Annotated in this window: 11 protein-coding genes and 1 pseudogene; 5 read left to right on the forward strand and 7 right to left on the reverse strand. The window is 63.4% G+C overall.

Annotated elements, in window-relative coordinates:
- Positions 1-47 precede the first annotated feature (47 nt).
- Together H7J93_RS29500 and H7J93_RS26105 are read left to right on the forward strand one after the other, a co-directional pair.
- Positions 48-1,253 carry a glycosyltransferase family 4 protein gene (locus H7J93_RS29500; RefSeq protein WP_372508046.1) on the forward strand — a complete coding sequence of 402 codons (1,206 nt, stop codon included), beginning with the start codon at positions 48-50 and terminating at the stop codon, positions 1,251-1,253.
- A gap of 369 nt (positions 1,254-1,622) precedes the next feature.
- The gene (locus H7J93_RS26105) at positions 1,623-2,876 is read left to right on the forward strand and encodes a glycosyltransferase family 4 protein (RefSeq protein WP_267309179.1); all 1,254 of its coding nucleotides are present in this window, start codon (positions 1,623-1,625) and stop codon (positions 2,874-2,876) included.
- Here H7J93_RS26105 and H7J93_RS26110 read toward each other — a convergent pair.
- The gene (locus tag H7J93_RS26110; RefSeq protein WP_267309180.1) at positions 2,873-3,472 is read right to left on the reverse strand and encodes an FkbM family methyltransferase; all 600 of its coding nucleotides are present in this window, start codon (positions 3,470-3,472) and stop codon (positions 2,873-2,875) included. The two genes, H7J93_RS26105 and H7J93_RS26110, sit on opposite strands and share 4 nt — an antisense overlap.
- A 344-nt stretch (positions 3,473-3,816) precedes the next feature.
- Here H7J93_RS26110 and H7J93_RS26115 point away from each other — a divergent pair, with 344 nt between their 5' ends.
- Positions 3,817-4,548, forward strand: coding sequence for a hypothetical protein (locus H7J93_RS26115; RefSeq protein ID WP_267309181.1), 732 nt, complete (start codon positions 3,817-3,819; stop codon positions 4,546-4,548).
- Positions 4,545-6,557 carry an O-antigen ligase family protein gene (locus H7J93_RS26120; RefSeq protein WP_267309182.1) on the forward strand — a complete coding sequence of 671 codons (2,013 nt, stop codon included), beginning with the start codon at positions 4,545-4,547 and terminating at the stop codon, positions 6,555-6,557. Before H7J93_RS26115 ends, H7J93_RS26120 begins: the two co-directional genes overlap by 4 nt.
- Positions 6,558-6,637: 80 nt before the next feature.
- Here H7J93_RS26120 and H7J93_RS26125 read toward each other — a convergent pair whose 3' ends face one another.
- The 3 genes from H7J93_RS26125 to H7J93_RS26135 all read right to left on the reverse strand — a co-directional run bounded on the left by H7J93_RS26125 (position 6,638) and on the right by H7J93_RS26135 (position 11,223).
- Complete coding sequence (locus tag H7J93_RS26125; RefSeq protein WP_267309183.1) at positions 6,638-7,381, reverse strand: class I SAM-dependent methyltransferase; 744 nt, start codon at positions 7,379-7,381, stop codon at positions 6,638-6,640.
- 170 nt (positions 7,382-7,551) lie between these two features.
- Entirely contained in the window at positions 7,552-9,066 is a 1,515-nt protein-coding gene (locus H7J93_RS26130; RefSeq protein WP_267309184.1) for an oligosaccharide flippase family protein, read from the reverse strand.
- 108 nt (positions 9,067-9,174) lie between these two features.
- Positions 9,175-11,223: a cellulose biosynthesis cyclic di-GMP-binding regulatory protein BcsB gene (locus H7J93_RS26135; RefSeq protein WP_267309185.1), complete on the reverse strand. Its 2,049-nt coding sequence runs from the start codon at positions 11,221-11,223 to the stop codon at positions 9,175-9,177.
- A gap of 613 nt (positions 11,224-11,836) precedes the next feature.
- On the opposite strand from H7J93_RS26135, the pseudogene H7J93_RS26140 reads away from it, so the two are divergent.
- Positions 11,837-12,262, forward strand: a pseudogene (locus tag H7J93_RS26140) (DoxX family protein); the annotation flags it as partial.
- Between the two features lie 84 nt (positions 12,263-12,346).
- Here H7J93_RS26140 and H7J93_RS26145 read toward each other — a convergent pair.
- The 3 genes from H7J93_RS26145 to H7J93_RS26155 are packed head-to-tail and all read right to left on the reverse strand — an operon-like array spanning position 12,347 to position 16,838.
- A complete protein-coding gene (locus H7J93_RS26145; protein ID WP_267309187.1) occupies positions 12,347-13,204 on the reverse strand; it encodes a TIGR03619 family F420-dependent LLM class oxidoreductase in 858 nt (285 codons plus the stop codon).
- A complete protein-coding gene (locus H7J93_RS26150) occupies positions 13,201-13,833 on the reverse strand; it encodes a PaaI family thioesterase (RefSeq protein WP_267309188.1) in 633 nt (210 codons plus the stop codon). Before H7J93_RS26150 ends, H7J93_RS26145 begins: the two co-directional genes overlap by 4 nt.
- Positions 13,834-13,871: 38 nt before the next feature.
- On the reverse strand, positions 13,872-16,838 hold the full coding sequence (locus H7J93_RS26155; RefSeq protein WP_267309189.1) for a bifunctional [glutamine synthetase] adenylyltransferase/[glutamine synthetase]-adenylyl-L-tyrosine phosphorylase: 2,967 nt from the start codon (positions 16,836-16,838) through the stop codon (positions 13,872-13,874).
- Positions 16,839-16,846 lie beyond the last annotated feature (8 nt).

A 16,846-nucleotide genomic window follows, 5' to 3' on the forward strand; every position in this document is an offset into this window, starting at 1 on the left:
GCACACTGTCGGCGGCGGACAGACGGACCACGAAAGGCGTCGGCACAATGTCCAAGCGACCCATCCTACTGGTGGAATTCTCGCCGTCCGGTGGGCTATTCCAGTTCGCCATGCAACTTGGAGACGCGCTCGCGGCCACGGGGGAGCAGGTTGAGTTACTAACCGGTCCCGAACCCGAGCTGTCCGCGACCCAACCCGGGTTCACAGTGCGTCCGGTATTGCCGACGTGGCACCCTAAGGACGGTGCGGATGGTGCACCGACATCACGGGTGCTTCGCGTCACTCGAAGGGGTTGGCGGGCTGCGAAGTTGATGCTCGCCTGGGTGGTCCTGGGCTGGTATCTGGTCCGGATTCGACCTCTCGCGGTGCTTTGGTCGCATTGGCGATTCAGCTTCGAGCCGCTGTTCGTCGTCTTGATCGCTGCCGTTCTTCGCAACGTGACGCTGGGAATAGTCGCACACGAGCCACTCCCACGTTCGGACGCGAAGAACACCAGTCGACCGAAATCCGGGAGGTTCTTCTCGTTCGCCTTCGGTGCGGCGTGGCGTCGAATGGATGTCGCCTTCACGCTGGGGCCCCAAACCAGGAATCTGGTGCTGGAGCACTGGCGTCCTCGCGGGGAGGTGGTAGTGATCCCGCACGGCGACGAGAGAGTGCTGGGCGTAGGGCCAGCCGCTGCCCGAGTCGCCGATACCGCTCCGGTCGCGTTGTTCTTCGGTACGTGGTCCACCCGCAAAGGAATCCATGTGCTTCTTGAAGCTTTTGCGCTGGTGCTCAAGAGCCTGCCCGAAGCTCGCCTGATCCTCGCTGGAGCGGTCGACGCCGCAGTTGACCTTGATGCTTTGCTGGCCCGCGCCGATGAGATCGGAAACATCGACGCTCGCCCTGGTTACGTTGCGGTCGATGAAGTCTCAAGCCTCTTTTCCAGCGTGCGCCTCGTCGTGACGCCCTATCTCCAGGCTGCCCAAAGTGGTGTCGCACATCTGGCGTACACCTTCGCCCGACCGGTGGTGGCGACTGCGATCGGGGACATTCCGCAGGTGGTCAAAGACGGCAAGACGGGTCTCTTGGTGCGCCCGAATAATCGTGAGGAACTGGCCGACGCGATGCTGGTGCTTCTGCGTGACGCGCAGCGCGCGGACGACATGGGCGCTGCCGGGCAGCGGAGCGTCGCCGGAGCTTGGGAAACGGCCGCGATGCGGGTGTCCGAGGCACTCGGCCGCTGTCGCCCATCGGTTCCGGAATCGAAATAGTGGCATCCTAGAAGCGCTGGCATGATCGCGCAGGTGACGCGGATACGGCGATCTGGTCGCAAACCTGATGCCCCATCCATCAGCCTGCCGTGTCAAGGACTGGGGCGCGTGCCGACTCGCGGGCCTGGGTTTGCGGATTCCGAAAAGGCTCGCTCGCACGAAATACCCGGGCCGAGTCGTTCGGCGCGGTCAACGATCTGGACGGGGACCGGGTGGGTGGTTCCGGCGCCCGATCGGGGGCTGCCAGACTTGCCGGGTGGAATCGACCGTAGATGCTTGGGTGATGGCATGCTTGCGGGCCCTGCCCCTGATCGATGTGTTCAGGTTCGGTGGCGCTGAATCGCTGCTCGCGGTTGTTCGGGGGCGTCGGTGAGCGCCGCTCGGATCGATTACCTGGTCTCCCGGTTTCCCCAGCCCTCCGAGACGTTCATCGTTCGCGAACTCGACGCTTTGGCGTCGAGCACGCCTTACACGTTCGGGCTGCGATCGCTGTTTCCGGCGCACGCCTCGGCGGTACACGCCATAGCGCGCAAGTGGGTCGCGCAACTACGTCGCCCATCAGCGGCTGAGGCGTTGCTAGGGCTCGGATGGGCGACGGCGCGCAACCCACGAGTCCTCGCGTCCGTGATTGCCACGGTCACGTGGGAATACGTCGCACATCCGAGCCGGCTCGCGCGAGCCCTGGTAACGGTTGCCCTTGCCTGTGCGCATGCCAGGGAACTGCAACGTTCGAAGGTTGCAGTGCACCTCCACGCTCACTACGCGACGTATCCGGCGCTTGCCGCGTGGGTTTGTCACCGACTTCTCGGGGTCGGCTACAGCTTCACCGCCCACGCCCACGATCTTTACATCGACCAGTCCATGCTGGCCATCAAGATTGCAGAGGCGGACTTCGCCGTCACGATCTCGGAGTACAACCGCCGATTCCTGGATCGTTTCGCCCCCGGTGCGGCCGTGACCGTCGTGCACTGCGGCATCGACCTGGACAAGTATCCGTTCCGTGAGCGGGAGATGCCGGCAGAGGGACCCATACGTGCGCTGTGCGTCGCGTATTTGGGAGAAAAGAAGGGACATCAGGTGCTGTTCCGTGCGCTTGCGATCGGAGGGCCCGGTGTCGACCGAATCCAGCTGGATCTCATTGGCTCGGGTCCGCTCCGTGACTGTCTTGGCAGGCTGGCGGAAGAACTCGGGATCAACGATCGGATCACGTTCCACGGCAGCCGCACCGAAACCGAGGTCCGCGACGCTCTCGCTGTGGCGGACATGTTTATCCTGCCCAGCGTGATTGCAACCGACGGACAAATGGAAGGGTTGCCGGTTGCCCTCATGGAGGCATTGGCCTGCGGGCTACCGTCAGTTTCCACGGCGCTTTCCGGGATCCCAGAAATCGTCATCGATGGCGAGACGGGATTGCTGGCTATTCCGGGAGATGCCAAAAGTCTCCGCGATGCAATGGAGTCGATCATCGGTGACCCCTCCGCCGCGAAGCAATATGCTCGGGCTGGAAGGAAGCTGGTGGAGCAACAGTTCGATCTTCGTACCGCGACGGCGGCGCTGTCTCAGCTTTTCGAACAGCACTCGACGTGGGGCGCGGACCCCATTGAAGGTCCGGCGAGCGGCTAGCGAAGAGGTCGTCTGAACATGAAGTTGTTTGCGTATGAAGAGGTTCGAGGCTGTTGCTGCAGTTGATCTCGCTCGAGGTCGAATTCTGCGATCGGATGCATTGCCCCGTGTTGCCGAAACTGCACGTCCGCGTAACCCAGGTCAGCTAACCATGCGAGAATCCGCGAGAGACCGCCCGGATTATGGCGTTCCTCGATCTCGATGTAGACGCACGCGCTGCTTCTGCGGAGAGTTTCTTCCGCACCGTGCAGAAGCGGTTCCTCGTGACCTTCCACGTCGACCTTGAAGAACCCGACGTCGGCAAGCCCGAAGGAGTCGAGGGTAGTCACTGGCACTTGAATGGTTTCGACTTCCACGTCGAGGTTTCTCAGGCTGGCTTCGCCGTGGGCGCGAGGCACGTGAAGCTCCGCGACTCCGACCCAGTCGGAAAGGGCCACATTATGCACGGTAAGGCCTTTGATTCCGCTGGCGGCGAGTCGCTTTGCCAGGCGCGGCTGCGGCTCAAACGCCACCAGTTCGCTCGCCGAGCGCGCGATCCAGTATGAATAGACGCCGACGTTAGCGCCGGCATCGATCGCGATCTTCCCTTTGGGCACAAGCGCCGACAATTCCTGGCCCGGCGCGTAGAACCCCCCGAGACCACGCCTGCTCCTCGCGACACGTAGCAGCAATTCGCTCCGAGCTGGCAGGTAACCGGCTGCGCGGCGAGCGACATCCCGTAGCAACGTGACTCTCCCCCAACCAACCCGTAATAGCCTGAGTGATGATAGCCGGATCGGGCGCGAGAGCCCACGAGCGTAGTCATTGAGGCCGGCCTCGCGATCCGCCTCGATTCGGCTTGCCGATCGGGTTCGGTGCGGCACCTGCGCCGTCGACTATGATCAGCTCCCGCACGTGGTCACGGCCGCCCCGGCATACTTCGGCCCAACCGGCTCGGCCTGTGACAACAACACCGGACGACGGCGAAAGAGACACCATGATCAAGCGGCGCTTCGTCATTCTTCTTTTCGCTCTGATCGGCGCTGGTCTCGGGGCAGCAGTGGGAGCGCTTGCGGCGCCGACGTCGCAGCGCTACACGGCGTCGGTCAACATTGCGCTGACTCCCCGACCGGATTTGACGACCGCGGAATCATCCAGTTTCTGGGAAGTTCTGACCCGCGGCCAAGTCAGTCGAACGGCAGCTATCGTCTACGAAGACTCTCGCTGGCTAACATCAGCGGCCGAGGCCGCAAATGTCCGGCCGAGCGAACTTACCCTCAGCGCCAATGCGTTACCGGAGACCTCGGCACTTTCCGTCAGTGTGACAGCGAACTCGTCGGCTGCCGCCGAGGCGGCGCTGAGCGACGTGTTGACTACTGCGTCCGCGGAAGTAGCGTCGGTGACCGCACCATTCCTGGCGAAGGCGCTGTCGCCGACGGAGGGCAGTGCGCGTCTGGTTCCCGTTCCCGGCAGGGCACAGTTCGCGGCGGCAGGTGCACTCGCAGGGCTTCTGGGCGGCGGTAGTGTTGGATGGTATTTCCTGCGGCGACGCGGTGGTTCGCGGCTCGCCGACGATCAGCCTACTGACATCGTCGAGACCGACGCCGTCGACCAAGGCTATGCCGCCCACCAACATGATCCCCTCGGCCAGAATGATGCTGCCGTCGGGAATCGCGCTAAACATTCGGCATGACGAGTTTGAACCGGACCGCTGCGCCCGCGAACGAACTTCCCGGGTTCATCCTGGCGGCAGCGGTCGCGACTTTCGGTGCACTTGTCATTTTGGGACCGCGGAACCCGGTGCTTTTGCTTGCGGCGCCGATCGGCGGGATCGGATTGATCTTCGCGGCTCGGCGTCCGCTTCTGGCGGTGACCATCATGGTTGTCGTCGAGGTCACCAATGTGTCCGGGGTGCTGGCCCCACGCTTGGGAATCCCGTTTTTTCCAGCATCCTTGCTGATGGGCCTGATGGCAGTCGCCTTCGCGCTACGCGATCCAAAAGCCAGGAGTCGACTCAACGGGTGGACGATGGCGTGCGCCGGCTTCCTGGTCGTGTTTCTGGCCACCCAGGCGGTAGCCACGATCGGCAGCGTGGATATGTCGGCATCACTGACCACCATGCGCAGGGCAATAATCGACTGTCTTTTCGTCATGTTGATGTTGCTACTCGTTCAGCTGACCGCACGGCCATGGGTGCTAGCCGTAGCCTTCGTCGTGCCGCTGGCTTTGCTGAGTTCACTGACTGTCATCAATGAGCTGATCTTCGGCGGCACCATGCCGTTCGGCGGTTTCGCCGCCGTGGCTGCTGTGACGGCAGCGGACCAGAATTTCGCTACGCTGCGCTACGGTGGTCCGTTGCCGGACTCGAACTTCTGGGGTCGTTACCTGGTCATGGCATTACCCCTGGCGGCTGCTCTACTGACCAGGGCGCTGCGCTCCGGGCGGCGGTACGCAGTGGCGATGTGGATGCCGGTGCTCGCAGCCCTTTTCGCTGGAATCTATCTGACCCAGTCCCGCGGGACGTACGCGACCGCCGGCATCGCGATGGCCGTGTGGTTTCTCGCCTGCGAGCGATCGGTTCGACGGCGCGGCATGGCGGTGCTGCCGCTGGCCCTACTGGCTTTCGCGGTGCCGGGCGTCGGAGATCGGCTGGTACAGACAGTCGTTGACCTTTCGCAGGCCCAGGAGTATTACAACATCGACTCTTCGACACTGAACCGAGTCGCGGCCGTCGAGATGGCTTGGAAGATGTTCGAGGACCGCCCGTATTTCGGATTCGGTCCCGGCTCATTCGTCAGTGAGACGATCAATTACGCCGGGGGGGTGTCCACCGCTACCCGGGGTTCGGCCGGCGCCCCGCACAACATGTACGCCGAATTTGCCGGCGAGTCCGGCATTTTCGGGTTACTTGGCTTGGCGGTGCTCATCCTGGGATTTCTGACCGTGGTGGTACTGCGGATCATCGCAAAGCCCGCCTCGAGCGACCGGGTGCTGGCCGCGGCGGTGTGCGCGGCGATCATCGCATATTCAGTAGCCAGCATCGCGTTGCACATGGCGTATTTCCGCGCCTTCGGAGTGGTGCTGGCCCTAGCGGCAGGACTTGCGCCGGCGTTGCCGTTGTCGGTTGATGTGGTGCCCCGATTCCTGCGTGGTGTCGCTGTCTGGCTACTGGCGGGGATACTCGGATGCTTCGCATTCTGGCTGTGCCTATCGGTGAGCAGCTCCCCGAGCGTCACCGCGACCCAACGGGCGACGTTGGTCCCGGAAGGGCCTATCGACGGCTGGTACGCGTATGCGCTGGACATCCGCTCTCGGATGGAGCTTCTGCCCACATTCGCGACCATATTGCAGGACACAGCCTCGCCGGTCAGCGTCACCGCCGACCCGGTGCGGGGAGTGCTGAAGCTCACCACTACCGCAGACACAGCGAGTGCCGCCCGCGACGAGATCCAACTCGCCGCCGCACATGCCGGATCAGCGTTGAATGCCTCAATCGGTTACCTGCAATACTCTTTGCGGACGGTCGGTGGCATGCAGATCGTCCCTTCCCAGAAGCGCGCGCCATTCGCTCCGGTGGTGGCCGGCGCCGTCGGCGCCAGCACCGGACTGGGGGCTGGGCTGGCACTGTCCCGCATGTTGGCAAGGCTGCCAAAGTACACCCCGTCCGGCCGATCGCCAACCGAGGATCTGGTAAAGGTGTGACGCGCAAGTCCATCGTGCCGACCGTCGAATCCTGGTAGTCCGGAGCGCCGAAATGACGAAGTCACCTACGCACCGAGTGCTCAGCGCTTCACTGCCCGTGCGCACACTTCCACTGCGAAGCGTGGGTCGTGATGATTCAACTGTCGTCTTGTGAACTCGTGGGCCGCGAGGCCTCGAATCTCACCTGCAGCAGTCAGCGAGTTCCCGTAGGCCCGCGTAACGATGTTCTCGTCTTCGAAAGCGCCGGCAAGTGCGAACCGAAGTCCCTCCTGCGTGAAGCGAAATAGTTCGCCGTACTCCGGACAGCACATGCTCACCTGCGGCACTGCAATCAGCACGATCCCACCCGGTCGGAGAATGCGGTGCAGCTCTGCAATCGCCTTCTCGAAGCCAGGGATTACGTGCAGCACGTGAGTGCAGATTATGCAGTCGAATTGGTCGCTGGGGATGTCGTTTGCCGTTGTAAGATCGGCTTGTATCGTGGTATGTGGATTACCCGCCTCAAGGTTCAGTATGTCAATTTTCGTGATCCGAGAATCTTCGCCAAACCTAGACGTATAGTCATTTGCGGAAAATTCGAGACAATTGCCCCGGATATCTTCGGAGAACTCGGGAAGAAAAAGCTCCTCAAGGTAGTACCGGGCAATTTCCTGGCCACGATCTCGCCCCCACCAAAAACTTAATGGCTGCACACCAACTGACAGGCGTACTCTCGCATAGGGCGAGACAAGCCCACGAAATATCTTCTTGCCGGAGTCTTTGACAGCTCGCGGAGATTTATCGAGGAGACGCTTTGCGATCTGTTTCACTTGGTTGAATCCCATCTATCAAGTCGACTTGCCAAGGGGCCCATCTGTCAAGCTGTCAGATGCGCGCACGAGAACCAACTGAATTTGCCAATTAGCCTCGTTTTCTCCTCCCCATCATGGGCCGTTACCGAATTCAGATATTGATCCTCGCAATCGCGAAGCCACGTAGGCGCCGTGCCGTCCATCTATGCGCCAGCCTTCCGCTGCCCGGAAATCGCCTTTTTCACAATCGCGCCAAGTTCTCTGATTGTCTCGCGCGCGAAAAGCGACAGCATGATGGATGCTCCGAGAACGCCCGCACAGGCGGTCAAGGCCAGACTCAATAAGCCGGGCGGCAGAAAAATGTTCGGCCAAACTCCTAGGGCAACGATTCCTAGCGCGGCGATGAACCCGGGCCGGAGCGCCCGAATCGCCGGCCCGAGCGTCAGGCCGACCAAGCGTGCAGCGAGAATCGTCAGAAGCGTGCCGAAAATGAATTCGCTAACGACGAGAACTCCCGCTATGTAGGTGAGGCCGCGGCTTGACACCGCCACCATTGCCGACAAAATCAACGCTGTCTCGGGAACAAGCACGAACAGCAGTGTGCGCGGGCTGCCTAGTGCCGGAAATACATCCGACACACCATATCGCACCGAGCCCAAACCCAGGGCGACGCCTACGAGAACCATCGGTGCAGCCGCAGGTAGCCAATTCTCGCCGAAGACAAGCACTATTATGTTTTCGGCAGACAGGGCAATCAAAGTTCCAGTCGAAAATCCCCACAATGTGATCACCCGCAACGAACGTACGACGGCCGACCGCAATGTTGCGGCGTCAACGGCTCGAGCGGCTGAATATGCTGGAAACACGACGGAGGAAAATACCCAATACACATTGTCGAGCAACAACTGTGGGACTTTGTAGGCGATTGTGTAAAAGCCGAGCGCGGTTGCGCCCAGCGCGCCCAGAACGACGAAGTAGTCACCGTAGCCTGCGAGCGCGTAGACGATAGCGACACCGAACATGTTGACCGAATACGCCAGGATCGACTTCAGGATTGGAAGGTCGAATACGAATCTGGGCAGGAAGCGAAGCAGGCCCCACGCCACGGGTACGCGAACGATCTCACCTGCGACGTAGCCGACTGCGAGTGCCCAAACGTCGAAGCCAGCCACCGCGAGCGAAATGGAAACGGCGGCGCGCACCGCGGCTGGCACCAGCTCTATCCAGATGCGACGTCGGAAATCCAGGTTCCGCTCGAGCACCTTTGTCGGCACCAGGGCACACGCTGTGACGATCACCGATAGTGACAACAGTCTGAATACGTTCGCTTGATCGGAGACTCCGAAAAAGTTTGCGAGAAACGGGGCAAAGATCACCCCGACGACACCGAAGACAACGGCAAGCACGACGTTCAACGTCCAGGCGACTTGGACGCGGCGTCCGATACCTTCGCCCTGCTCGTAGATTACCGAGGCGCCAACACCAAGATCCGCCAACACCTGCAGGTATGCGATGTAAGCCAATCCAGCCGCGATGACACCGAACGCCTCGGGCGTCAGCACCCTAGCCAGTACAAGCGTGCTACCAAAGGTGATCGCCTTTCCGCTGCCGAAGCTGAGCAGGGCCCAAAGGAAACCACGCACGCTGCGCCCAGTCAGGCTCGGCGCAGCGGCGGATTCGTAGTCGCCGTCCGAATCCTTACCGTCGGGCAGGCGCATCACGAATAACCAGCACTCAACGACCGGTCCGGCGACCGGCGCGTCAGGCTCGCTGAGTTGAGCATGCTGTCAACGTGGCGTCGATTACCGTGCCATAGGGTTTCCTCGTCAGGACTGCACGTCATCATCGCCCGCCGGCTGGCCGCTGCCCGACCGCGACCTTCGACCGCCCATCCAGAATGCAACGATGCCGACCGCGACCGCTCCGCCGACCCCGACCAAAGCCCACCACGGCGAGATGCCATCGGAACTGCCAGAGGACTCCTGCGCCGTCGACGACATCGATGGCCCGTAGACACTGAAAGCTCCGCTATCTGGAACTATCTCCGGCTCTCGGCCGGCAACAGCGACCAGCGCATTTCCACGCAGGCTCGACCATCGCGCGGGGTCGCTGGCCAGCCACCTCAGCAACTCGTCGAGTTGCGCGGCCGCGCCATTGGACGTCGCTATCAGCAGGGAGCGTTGGCCGTCGAACACTGTTTGCAGGGATCCGAACTGAATCCCTGGGTCAAGGCTGAGAGTCGTGTCCGCCGTATTCTCGCCACCATCAATCGCACCCGTCAGTTTCAGGCGCCCGTCCTCGGAGCTCACCGGCAGCGAAATCGACGACTCTGTCCAGCCGTCCGCACTGATGAGGACAGCCGGATCGTCGCTGTTCATCGCCTGCCCAAGAGATGACACGTCAAACGAGAGCGGCACCGCGCTGAGCCGCTGGAGTCCCACCGCAATCTGCGTCGCGCGGGCAGTGTCGGCGAACCTGTTCGCACCAATGCCGACCAGCATTCGTGGCATCAAAGCCTGTGGCAGGGATTGAAAACCGGACGGGATCGGCGGCTGGGCTGGAGCTTTCTCCACCACGGTGTTGCCACTGATCTCCAGCCTAATCGCTCTGAAATCGCCACAGTATCCGGTTTCGCCACTGGTCTCGACTCTCACGTCCAGGTTGGTGAAACGCTGCACGAGGCGGTCGGGAACCTCCACCCACTGATCGATTACACCGTTTGATTCAGTCGGCCAGGATCCGACGATTTCTCCTCCGACGGAGGCCGTCATCTGTGAACCCAAGGCGGCTGGAACCGGCGTGTACGTCCCCAACAAATGCACCCGGATCCCCTGCGTGGGATGACCGAACCGGGTCTGGTCCAATCCGATGCTCACCCTCGGAGCCACACCCACTGCAGAAAGTTTCGACGCGCCCAACTCGGTCAGCGTCGCGAGGTTGCCTGGCAGTGGGGGAATAACGGACGGTAGATCGCCCGGAATCACCTTCGTACTCAGCGCCATTTTCACAGAGCCGTGGGTAAGCAGCCGGGCGTTATTGGTGAGCTTGTCCGCCGGCCCGGAGATGAGTAGGTCAGGCGGTCCCGCACCTACTAACGCAACACCTTCGTCCGGACCCTCTTTGATGATGATTCGGCGTTCAAATGGTAGCGAGGGGCTGCCGGGAATGGTCGCGTCGTCGGCCAGCGGCACGAGGACTACCTGCGGGTTCTGGCTCCGATAGCGTGCCGACAGGGCGGCTGCGAGCTGCACCGCCGCTTCAGATTCGTCTTCTGATGGCGTAGCAGGCACCCCGATTGTCAGGGTGCGCAACAGGGGCGGAAGAAAGTCGGCGACCGTGGTCGGGGCGAATGCCTCTCCGGCGTAACTGACCGAACCATTGACGAATCTGACCGGGTTCTCTGTATCTAGACAGTATCCGTCTTCGGCGAGCGCGGTCAGTGTCAGATTCACAGATGCAGACTCGTCGACAATCTGGACACCATTAAGGGGAATGACGAGCGGGGCAAGGTCTGTCAGTGGCAACCCGATCTGTCCGATGAGACGGTCATCCTGCGTAACGGTCAAGGTTCCGGACCTCATATTGAACGGAAGATCGACGGTGACATTCAGCGATGTCGGGTATAAGCCCGCTGGCACGGGGATGTACAAGGAGAGGGTGGCCGTGGTCCCGTAGAACACCAGCATGCCATCCTCACCCAGATCGTTCAGCGGCAGAGTAAGGGCAGCGCCGGGATCAGGGGCCGGTGGTGGCTGGGCGTTGACCACTGGCGCCGAACAGATGGGAATTGCAATGACCGCGGTGAGCGCTGCGAGCCGTCCGAGCAATCGGGCACCCAGGGCCGGAATCGTGGGCAGTTGAGTTCTCCTCGTCATCGCATGACGCCAGAAACGTCGCCGGAGGCACTTTACAAGAATTTTCAAGAATTGCCGTGCGATCGTGATTCGCCGCAAAGCCAATCGTCACTATTGGAACTATTGGACGACGCTAGCGCCCTTCGAACGAGTTATGACCCTTATCTGCTACCACCGGGTCTCGTTCACACGTAGTAATGTCACGCGAATCCGACGTCGGCCCGGACGGCAGGACTTTGGCCGATGTCGGGTCGTCGACCATCTCAAGAAAAACGCCGCGCGCCGCCTTGTCGGCTCATGATGCCGACCCTGGACTTCCGCCTCGACATTTACTCATCCCCTGGGTTCGGGACCCATCGCCGACGGCCCCCTGGCCGAACTGGTATGCGGGCGTCATCGAACTGGTGGTCCGTCTACTGGTGCTAGTAGGGTTGTTCACGCGAATCGGGCGTCACTCGGTTCCGGGCAATGGCCATCGTCGTCTACTTCACCGGGCATCAGCCAGTCATAGGAGACCGCGCACTATTACGACGTGTGAAGAGCTCTGAGCAAAGAGCCGGTGGCGATTGCGCCGCCGGCCCTTTGGGCATTCAGCTGTGAAAATCCTGTCCGCCGGCGCGTAGGGTGGAATCACATGACGACCAATCTGGACGCACGTCTCGCCAGCTACTCCTCGCCGTTTCTGAGCATCTTCCGCATCGTCTTCGGCCTGCTGTACACGATGCACGGTGCCCAGAAGCTGTTCGACTGGCCGGCCCCCATGCCGGTGCCCATCGAAACCGGCTCGTGGCCGATGTGGTGGGCCGGGCTGCTGGAGTTCGTACTCGGCATCCTGATCACGCTGGGACTCTTCACGCGGATCGCGGCCTTTGTCGCATCCGGTCAGATGGCGGTGGCGTACTTCTGGATGCACTGGCCGCCGCTCGAGGGTGAGCCGACGTCGTTCTGGCCGCTCGTGAACGGCGGCGAGATGGCCGTCATGTACTGCTTCGCGTTCCTGCTCCTGGCCGGGATGGGCGCCGGCGCGTGGTCGATCGACGCCAGGCGGCGCGCCGGTGCAGGCGGGGTCGCGCCGGGGCGGGTGGTCACCGGAACCGCGGCGCCGACGGGCCGCGGCGGACTTCTCGGACGCTTCCGCCGCTGATCAGTCCAGCGCCATATCCTTGCGGAACTTACGCATACCGTCGATCTTCTCGTCCAGTGAAGCCTGCGGTCCGGTGTAGAACATCCACGGCATCGTGATGATGCCGTCGATTCCGCCCTCGCGCGCGCGGTCGTAGTGCTCGGGGGTGAATGCGTCGGTCAACGGTGTGATGACGACGAAATCGTCCATCGTCAGCCCGTTTTCGGTACGCAGCTCGCGGAGCTTGTCGATCCGCTCGATCGCCCGGTCGGTGGTGATCAGATCGCCGATCCAGCCGTCGTGACGGGCGGCGCGACGCAGCGCGATGTCCGACAGCCCACCAACGAATATCGGGATGTGCGGTGGCGTCGGCTCCATCTCCAGCCGCGGCGTCTGGTAGAACTCGCCGTCGAACTCCGTCCAGCCCGGCTTCCAGAGTTCCTTCATCAACTCGAGCATCTCGTCGGTGCGCTTGCCCCGGCGGGCGAACTGCTGCCCCATCAGGGTGAACTCTTCCTCGCACCAGCCGACACCGATGCCGAGTTCCAGCCGGCCACCGGCCAGATACGCAGCCGTGCCAATGGACTTCGCCGCCGAGTACGGGTCGCGCATCGCGGGCAGGTAGACGGTCGTGACAAACCGCAGTCGACTCGTCACTGTCGCCAGCGCGCCGATCAGCACCCACGGGTCGGGCCAGTCGGTGAAGGCCTCCCACCGCCGCTTCCCGTCCTTGGTGTAGGGATACGGCGTCTTCAGCGTCTCGAGATTGACCACGTGATCGGGGATGCCGACGCCGTCGTATCCGAGATCGTCTGCAGCCTTGGCGATTTCGACGGCTTCTTTGGTTTCCAAGAAGGCCAGGCTGATATAGATCGTCATCCGGCGTCCCTCGCCCACGCCGGCCGGATGAACACACCCTCGGCCTCGACCGTCGCGCCGTTGGCGTCCTTCAGATAGCCACGCGCGAAGGTCTTGACTCCTTCGACCCGTTCCACGAAGGCCTCCGCGCGCAGATCGCCCAGGGGCGTGCCGCGCAGATAGCGCAGCGAGATCGTGCCGGTGAACTTCGGCTGGGTCAGCCCTTCGCTGGCGGCCTCGCCCAGAATGTGGTCGAGAACAAGGGCGCAGATGCCGCCATGCACCCATCCGGGTGGGCCTTCGTAGGCGCCGGACAGCGTGAACTCGCTCCAGCACTGCCCGTCATCCTCGTGATGGATGACCATCGGCGGTGCGATCGCATTCCGCAGTCCGACAGCGGGATTCGCCCATGCGAGCGGCCGCCCGGTGGCCTCGTGAACCAGCGTCGATTTCGCGCGTTGCTTGCTCTCGAGGACTTCGGCGACCGCTTCGATCCTGTCCTGGGCGTCGCGGACGGTGTCCTCGTCGGCCTCGGTGTGCAGACCGGCCTCGATGAGCCTGCGCAACGAGTCTGTCAACGGTCCGTAGAGCGCCCGCTGGCGCTCGTACTCCTCGTCGCTGATCAGGTCGAACCCAAAATCCATGCTCATCCGCTACGCCCGATCATTCACCGTGTCACTCACCGTGCTCATTCACCGAAAACCTTTCGTACCACCGCTTTTGCCCGCCGCGTCACGCGCAGATAGTTGTCGAGGAACTCGCCACCGTCGTCGTTGTGCCAGCCGGCGGCCAGTGCCACCGCGTTGAGCTGACGGCCAGGACCGGGCAGCTGGTCGGTGGGCTTACCGCGCACCAGCACCAGCGCGTTGCGCGCCCGTGTCGCCGTCAGCCAGGCCTCGCGCAGCAGTTCGACGTCGCTCTCGGCGATCAGCTCGGCCGCACCGATCGCATTCAACGCCTCCAACGTCGAAGTGCAGTGCAGCGCAGGCACTTTATGTGCATGCCGCAGCTGCAGCAGCTGCACCGTCCACTCGATGTCGGCCAGCCCGCCGCGCCCCAGCTTGGTGTGCGTGTTGGGGTCCGCGCCCCGAGGCAGCCGCTCGGCGTCAATGCGCGCCTTGATCCGCCGGATCTCCTGAACCGCCTCCTGCGAAACACCGCCAGAGGGATAGCGGGTCTTGTCGATCATCAACAGGAACCGCTCCCCCAGATCGGGATCGCCTGCGACGCGGTGGGCCCGCAGCAGCGCCTGCACTTCCCATGTCTGCGCGTACTTCTCGTAGTACGCCTCGTAGGAGGCGAGCGTCCGCACCAGCGGGCCGTTGCGTCCCTCCGGCCGCAGGTTGGCGTCGATCTCCAACGGCGGGTCCGACGACGGAGTGCCCAGCAGCGTGCGCACCTTCTCCGCCACCGACACCGACCACTTGACCGCCACCGACTCCTCGACGCCCTCGTTCGGTTCGCACACGAACATGACGTCGGCGTCGGAGCCGTAACCCAGTTCGGCGCCGCCGAGGCGACCCATCCCGATCACCGCGATGCGGGCAGGCACACCGTCCTCGCCGGTGTTGTCGCGGATCACCGCTTCGAGGGCGGCCTGCAACACCGCCACCCACACCGACGTCAGAGCACGGCACACATCGGTCACCTCGAGCATGCCCAGCAGATCGGCCGAGGCGATCCTGGCCAACTCCCGACGGCGCAGCGTGCGCGCCGCGGCGATCGCCCGTGCCGGCTCGGAATGCCGGCCCGCCGACGCCACCAGCGCGCGGCCCACCGCTTCGGGCTCCACATCGCACAACTTCGGTCCGTTGGGCCCGTCGGCGTACAACTGGATGACCTCAGGTGCCCGCATCAACAGCTCGGGAACGTAGGCCGACGTGCCGAGCACGCGCATCAAGCGTTTGGCCACCGCGCCCTCGTCGCGCAGCGTCGCCAGGTACCAGCGCGCATCGGACAGTGCTTCGCTGATGCGCCGGTACGACAGCAGACCCGCGTCCGGGTCGGGAGTGTCCGACAGCCAATCCAGCAGTGTCGGCAGCAGCACCCGTTGAACCTGTCCACGGCGGCCGCTATCACCGATCAACGCCCGCAGATGTGTCAGTGCGCTCTGCGGCCCCTCGTAGCCCAGCGCGGCCAACTGACGTTCGGCGGCCTCGGCGCTCAGCCCTTCCGGAATACCAAACGCGCCAACCGATTCCAGCAGCGGCTGATAGAAGAGCTTGGCGTGCAGCCGGGACACCCGCATGTTCTGCCGCTTGAGCTCTTCGCGCAGCACCCCGAGGGCGTCGTGGGTGCCGTCGGGACGGATGTGGGCGGCCCGCGCCAGCCAGCGCAACGCCTCGTCGTCGTTCTCGTCGGGCAGGATGTGCGTGCGCTTGAGTCGCTGCAGTTGCAGCCGGTGCTCCAACAGCCGCAGAAATTCGTAGGACGCCGTCAGGTTCGCCGCATCGTCGCGCCCGATGTAGCCCCCCGCGCTCAGCGCGGCCAGCGCGTCGACCGTCGATGCCACGTGCAGCGATTCGTCGTTGCGGCCGTGCACCATCTGCAGCAGCTGGACCGCGAACTCGACGTCGCGCAGCCCGCCGGTGCCCAGTTTGATCTCGCGGGTCCGCATCCCCGCGGGCACGTTCTCGACGACGCGGCGGCGCATCGCCTGCACTTCGGAGACGAAGTCCTCGCGCTCGCATGCCGTCCACACCATCGGCATCAGCGCGTCGATGTACTGCTTGCCCAGTTCGGCGTCGCCGGCCGCGGGCCGGGCCTTCATCAACGCCTGGAACTCCCACGTCTTGGCCCACCGCTGGTAGTAGGCGACATGCGAGTCCAACGTTCGCACCAGCTGGCCGCGCTTTCCTTCGGGACGCAAAGCCGCGTCCACTTCGAAGAACGCGTCGGCGGCGAACCGCATCATCTCGCCGGCCACCCGCGTCGCCGTCGCGAGATTGTCGTTGGCGTCCTCCGCCACGAAGATCACGTCGACGTCGCTGACGTAGTTCAGCTCGCGCGCACCGCACTTGCCCATCGCGATGACGGCCAACCGTGGCGGCGACTCGGTACAGCCCACCGTCTTGCACGCCACGGTCAGGGCGGCGCCGAGTGCGGCATCGGCGAGGTCGGACAGATGCTCACCGATGGTCGGGAACGGCATGACGGGTTCGTTCTCCACGACCGGCGCCAGGTCCAGGCCCGCGAGTACCAGCAGCCGGTCGCGGTACAGCCGTTGCAGCGGTTGCCGCGCTTCCGTTGCGTTGGTTGTCTTTTCGGCCGCGTCGCCGAACAGGGTGCGTAGATCGTCGGCCGACGGCAGTGTCACCTTTCCGGCCAGCAGGCGCCAGCTGCCGGGGTGTGCGACCAGATGGTCACCGAGCGCCAGCGACGAGCCGAGGATGCCGAACAGCCGGCCCCGCAGTGCGCGGTCGGTGGGCAGTTCCTGCTTCAACTCGTTCCAGTCGTCGCCCAACGCGTCGGCGAGGCGCACGATCGCCGCCAGTGCGGTGTCGGCGTCGGGAGCGCGCGACAGCGACCACAACAACTCGACGTGGTCGTCGGTGTTCCAGCCCAGCCGCTCAAGGTCGGTAGGCGCGGAGGGTTCGACCAGTCCGAGTCGTCCAACGCTTGGCAGCTTCGGGCGCTGCGTCGCGGGTTTGGCCACGGCTCGAC

Origin of the sequence: Mycobacterium barrassiae (assembly GCF_025822765.1) — a bacterium.
Classification (GTDB): Bacteria; Actinomycetota; Actinomycetes; order Mycobacteriales; family Mycobacteriaceae; genus Mycobacterium; species Mycobacterium barrassiae.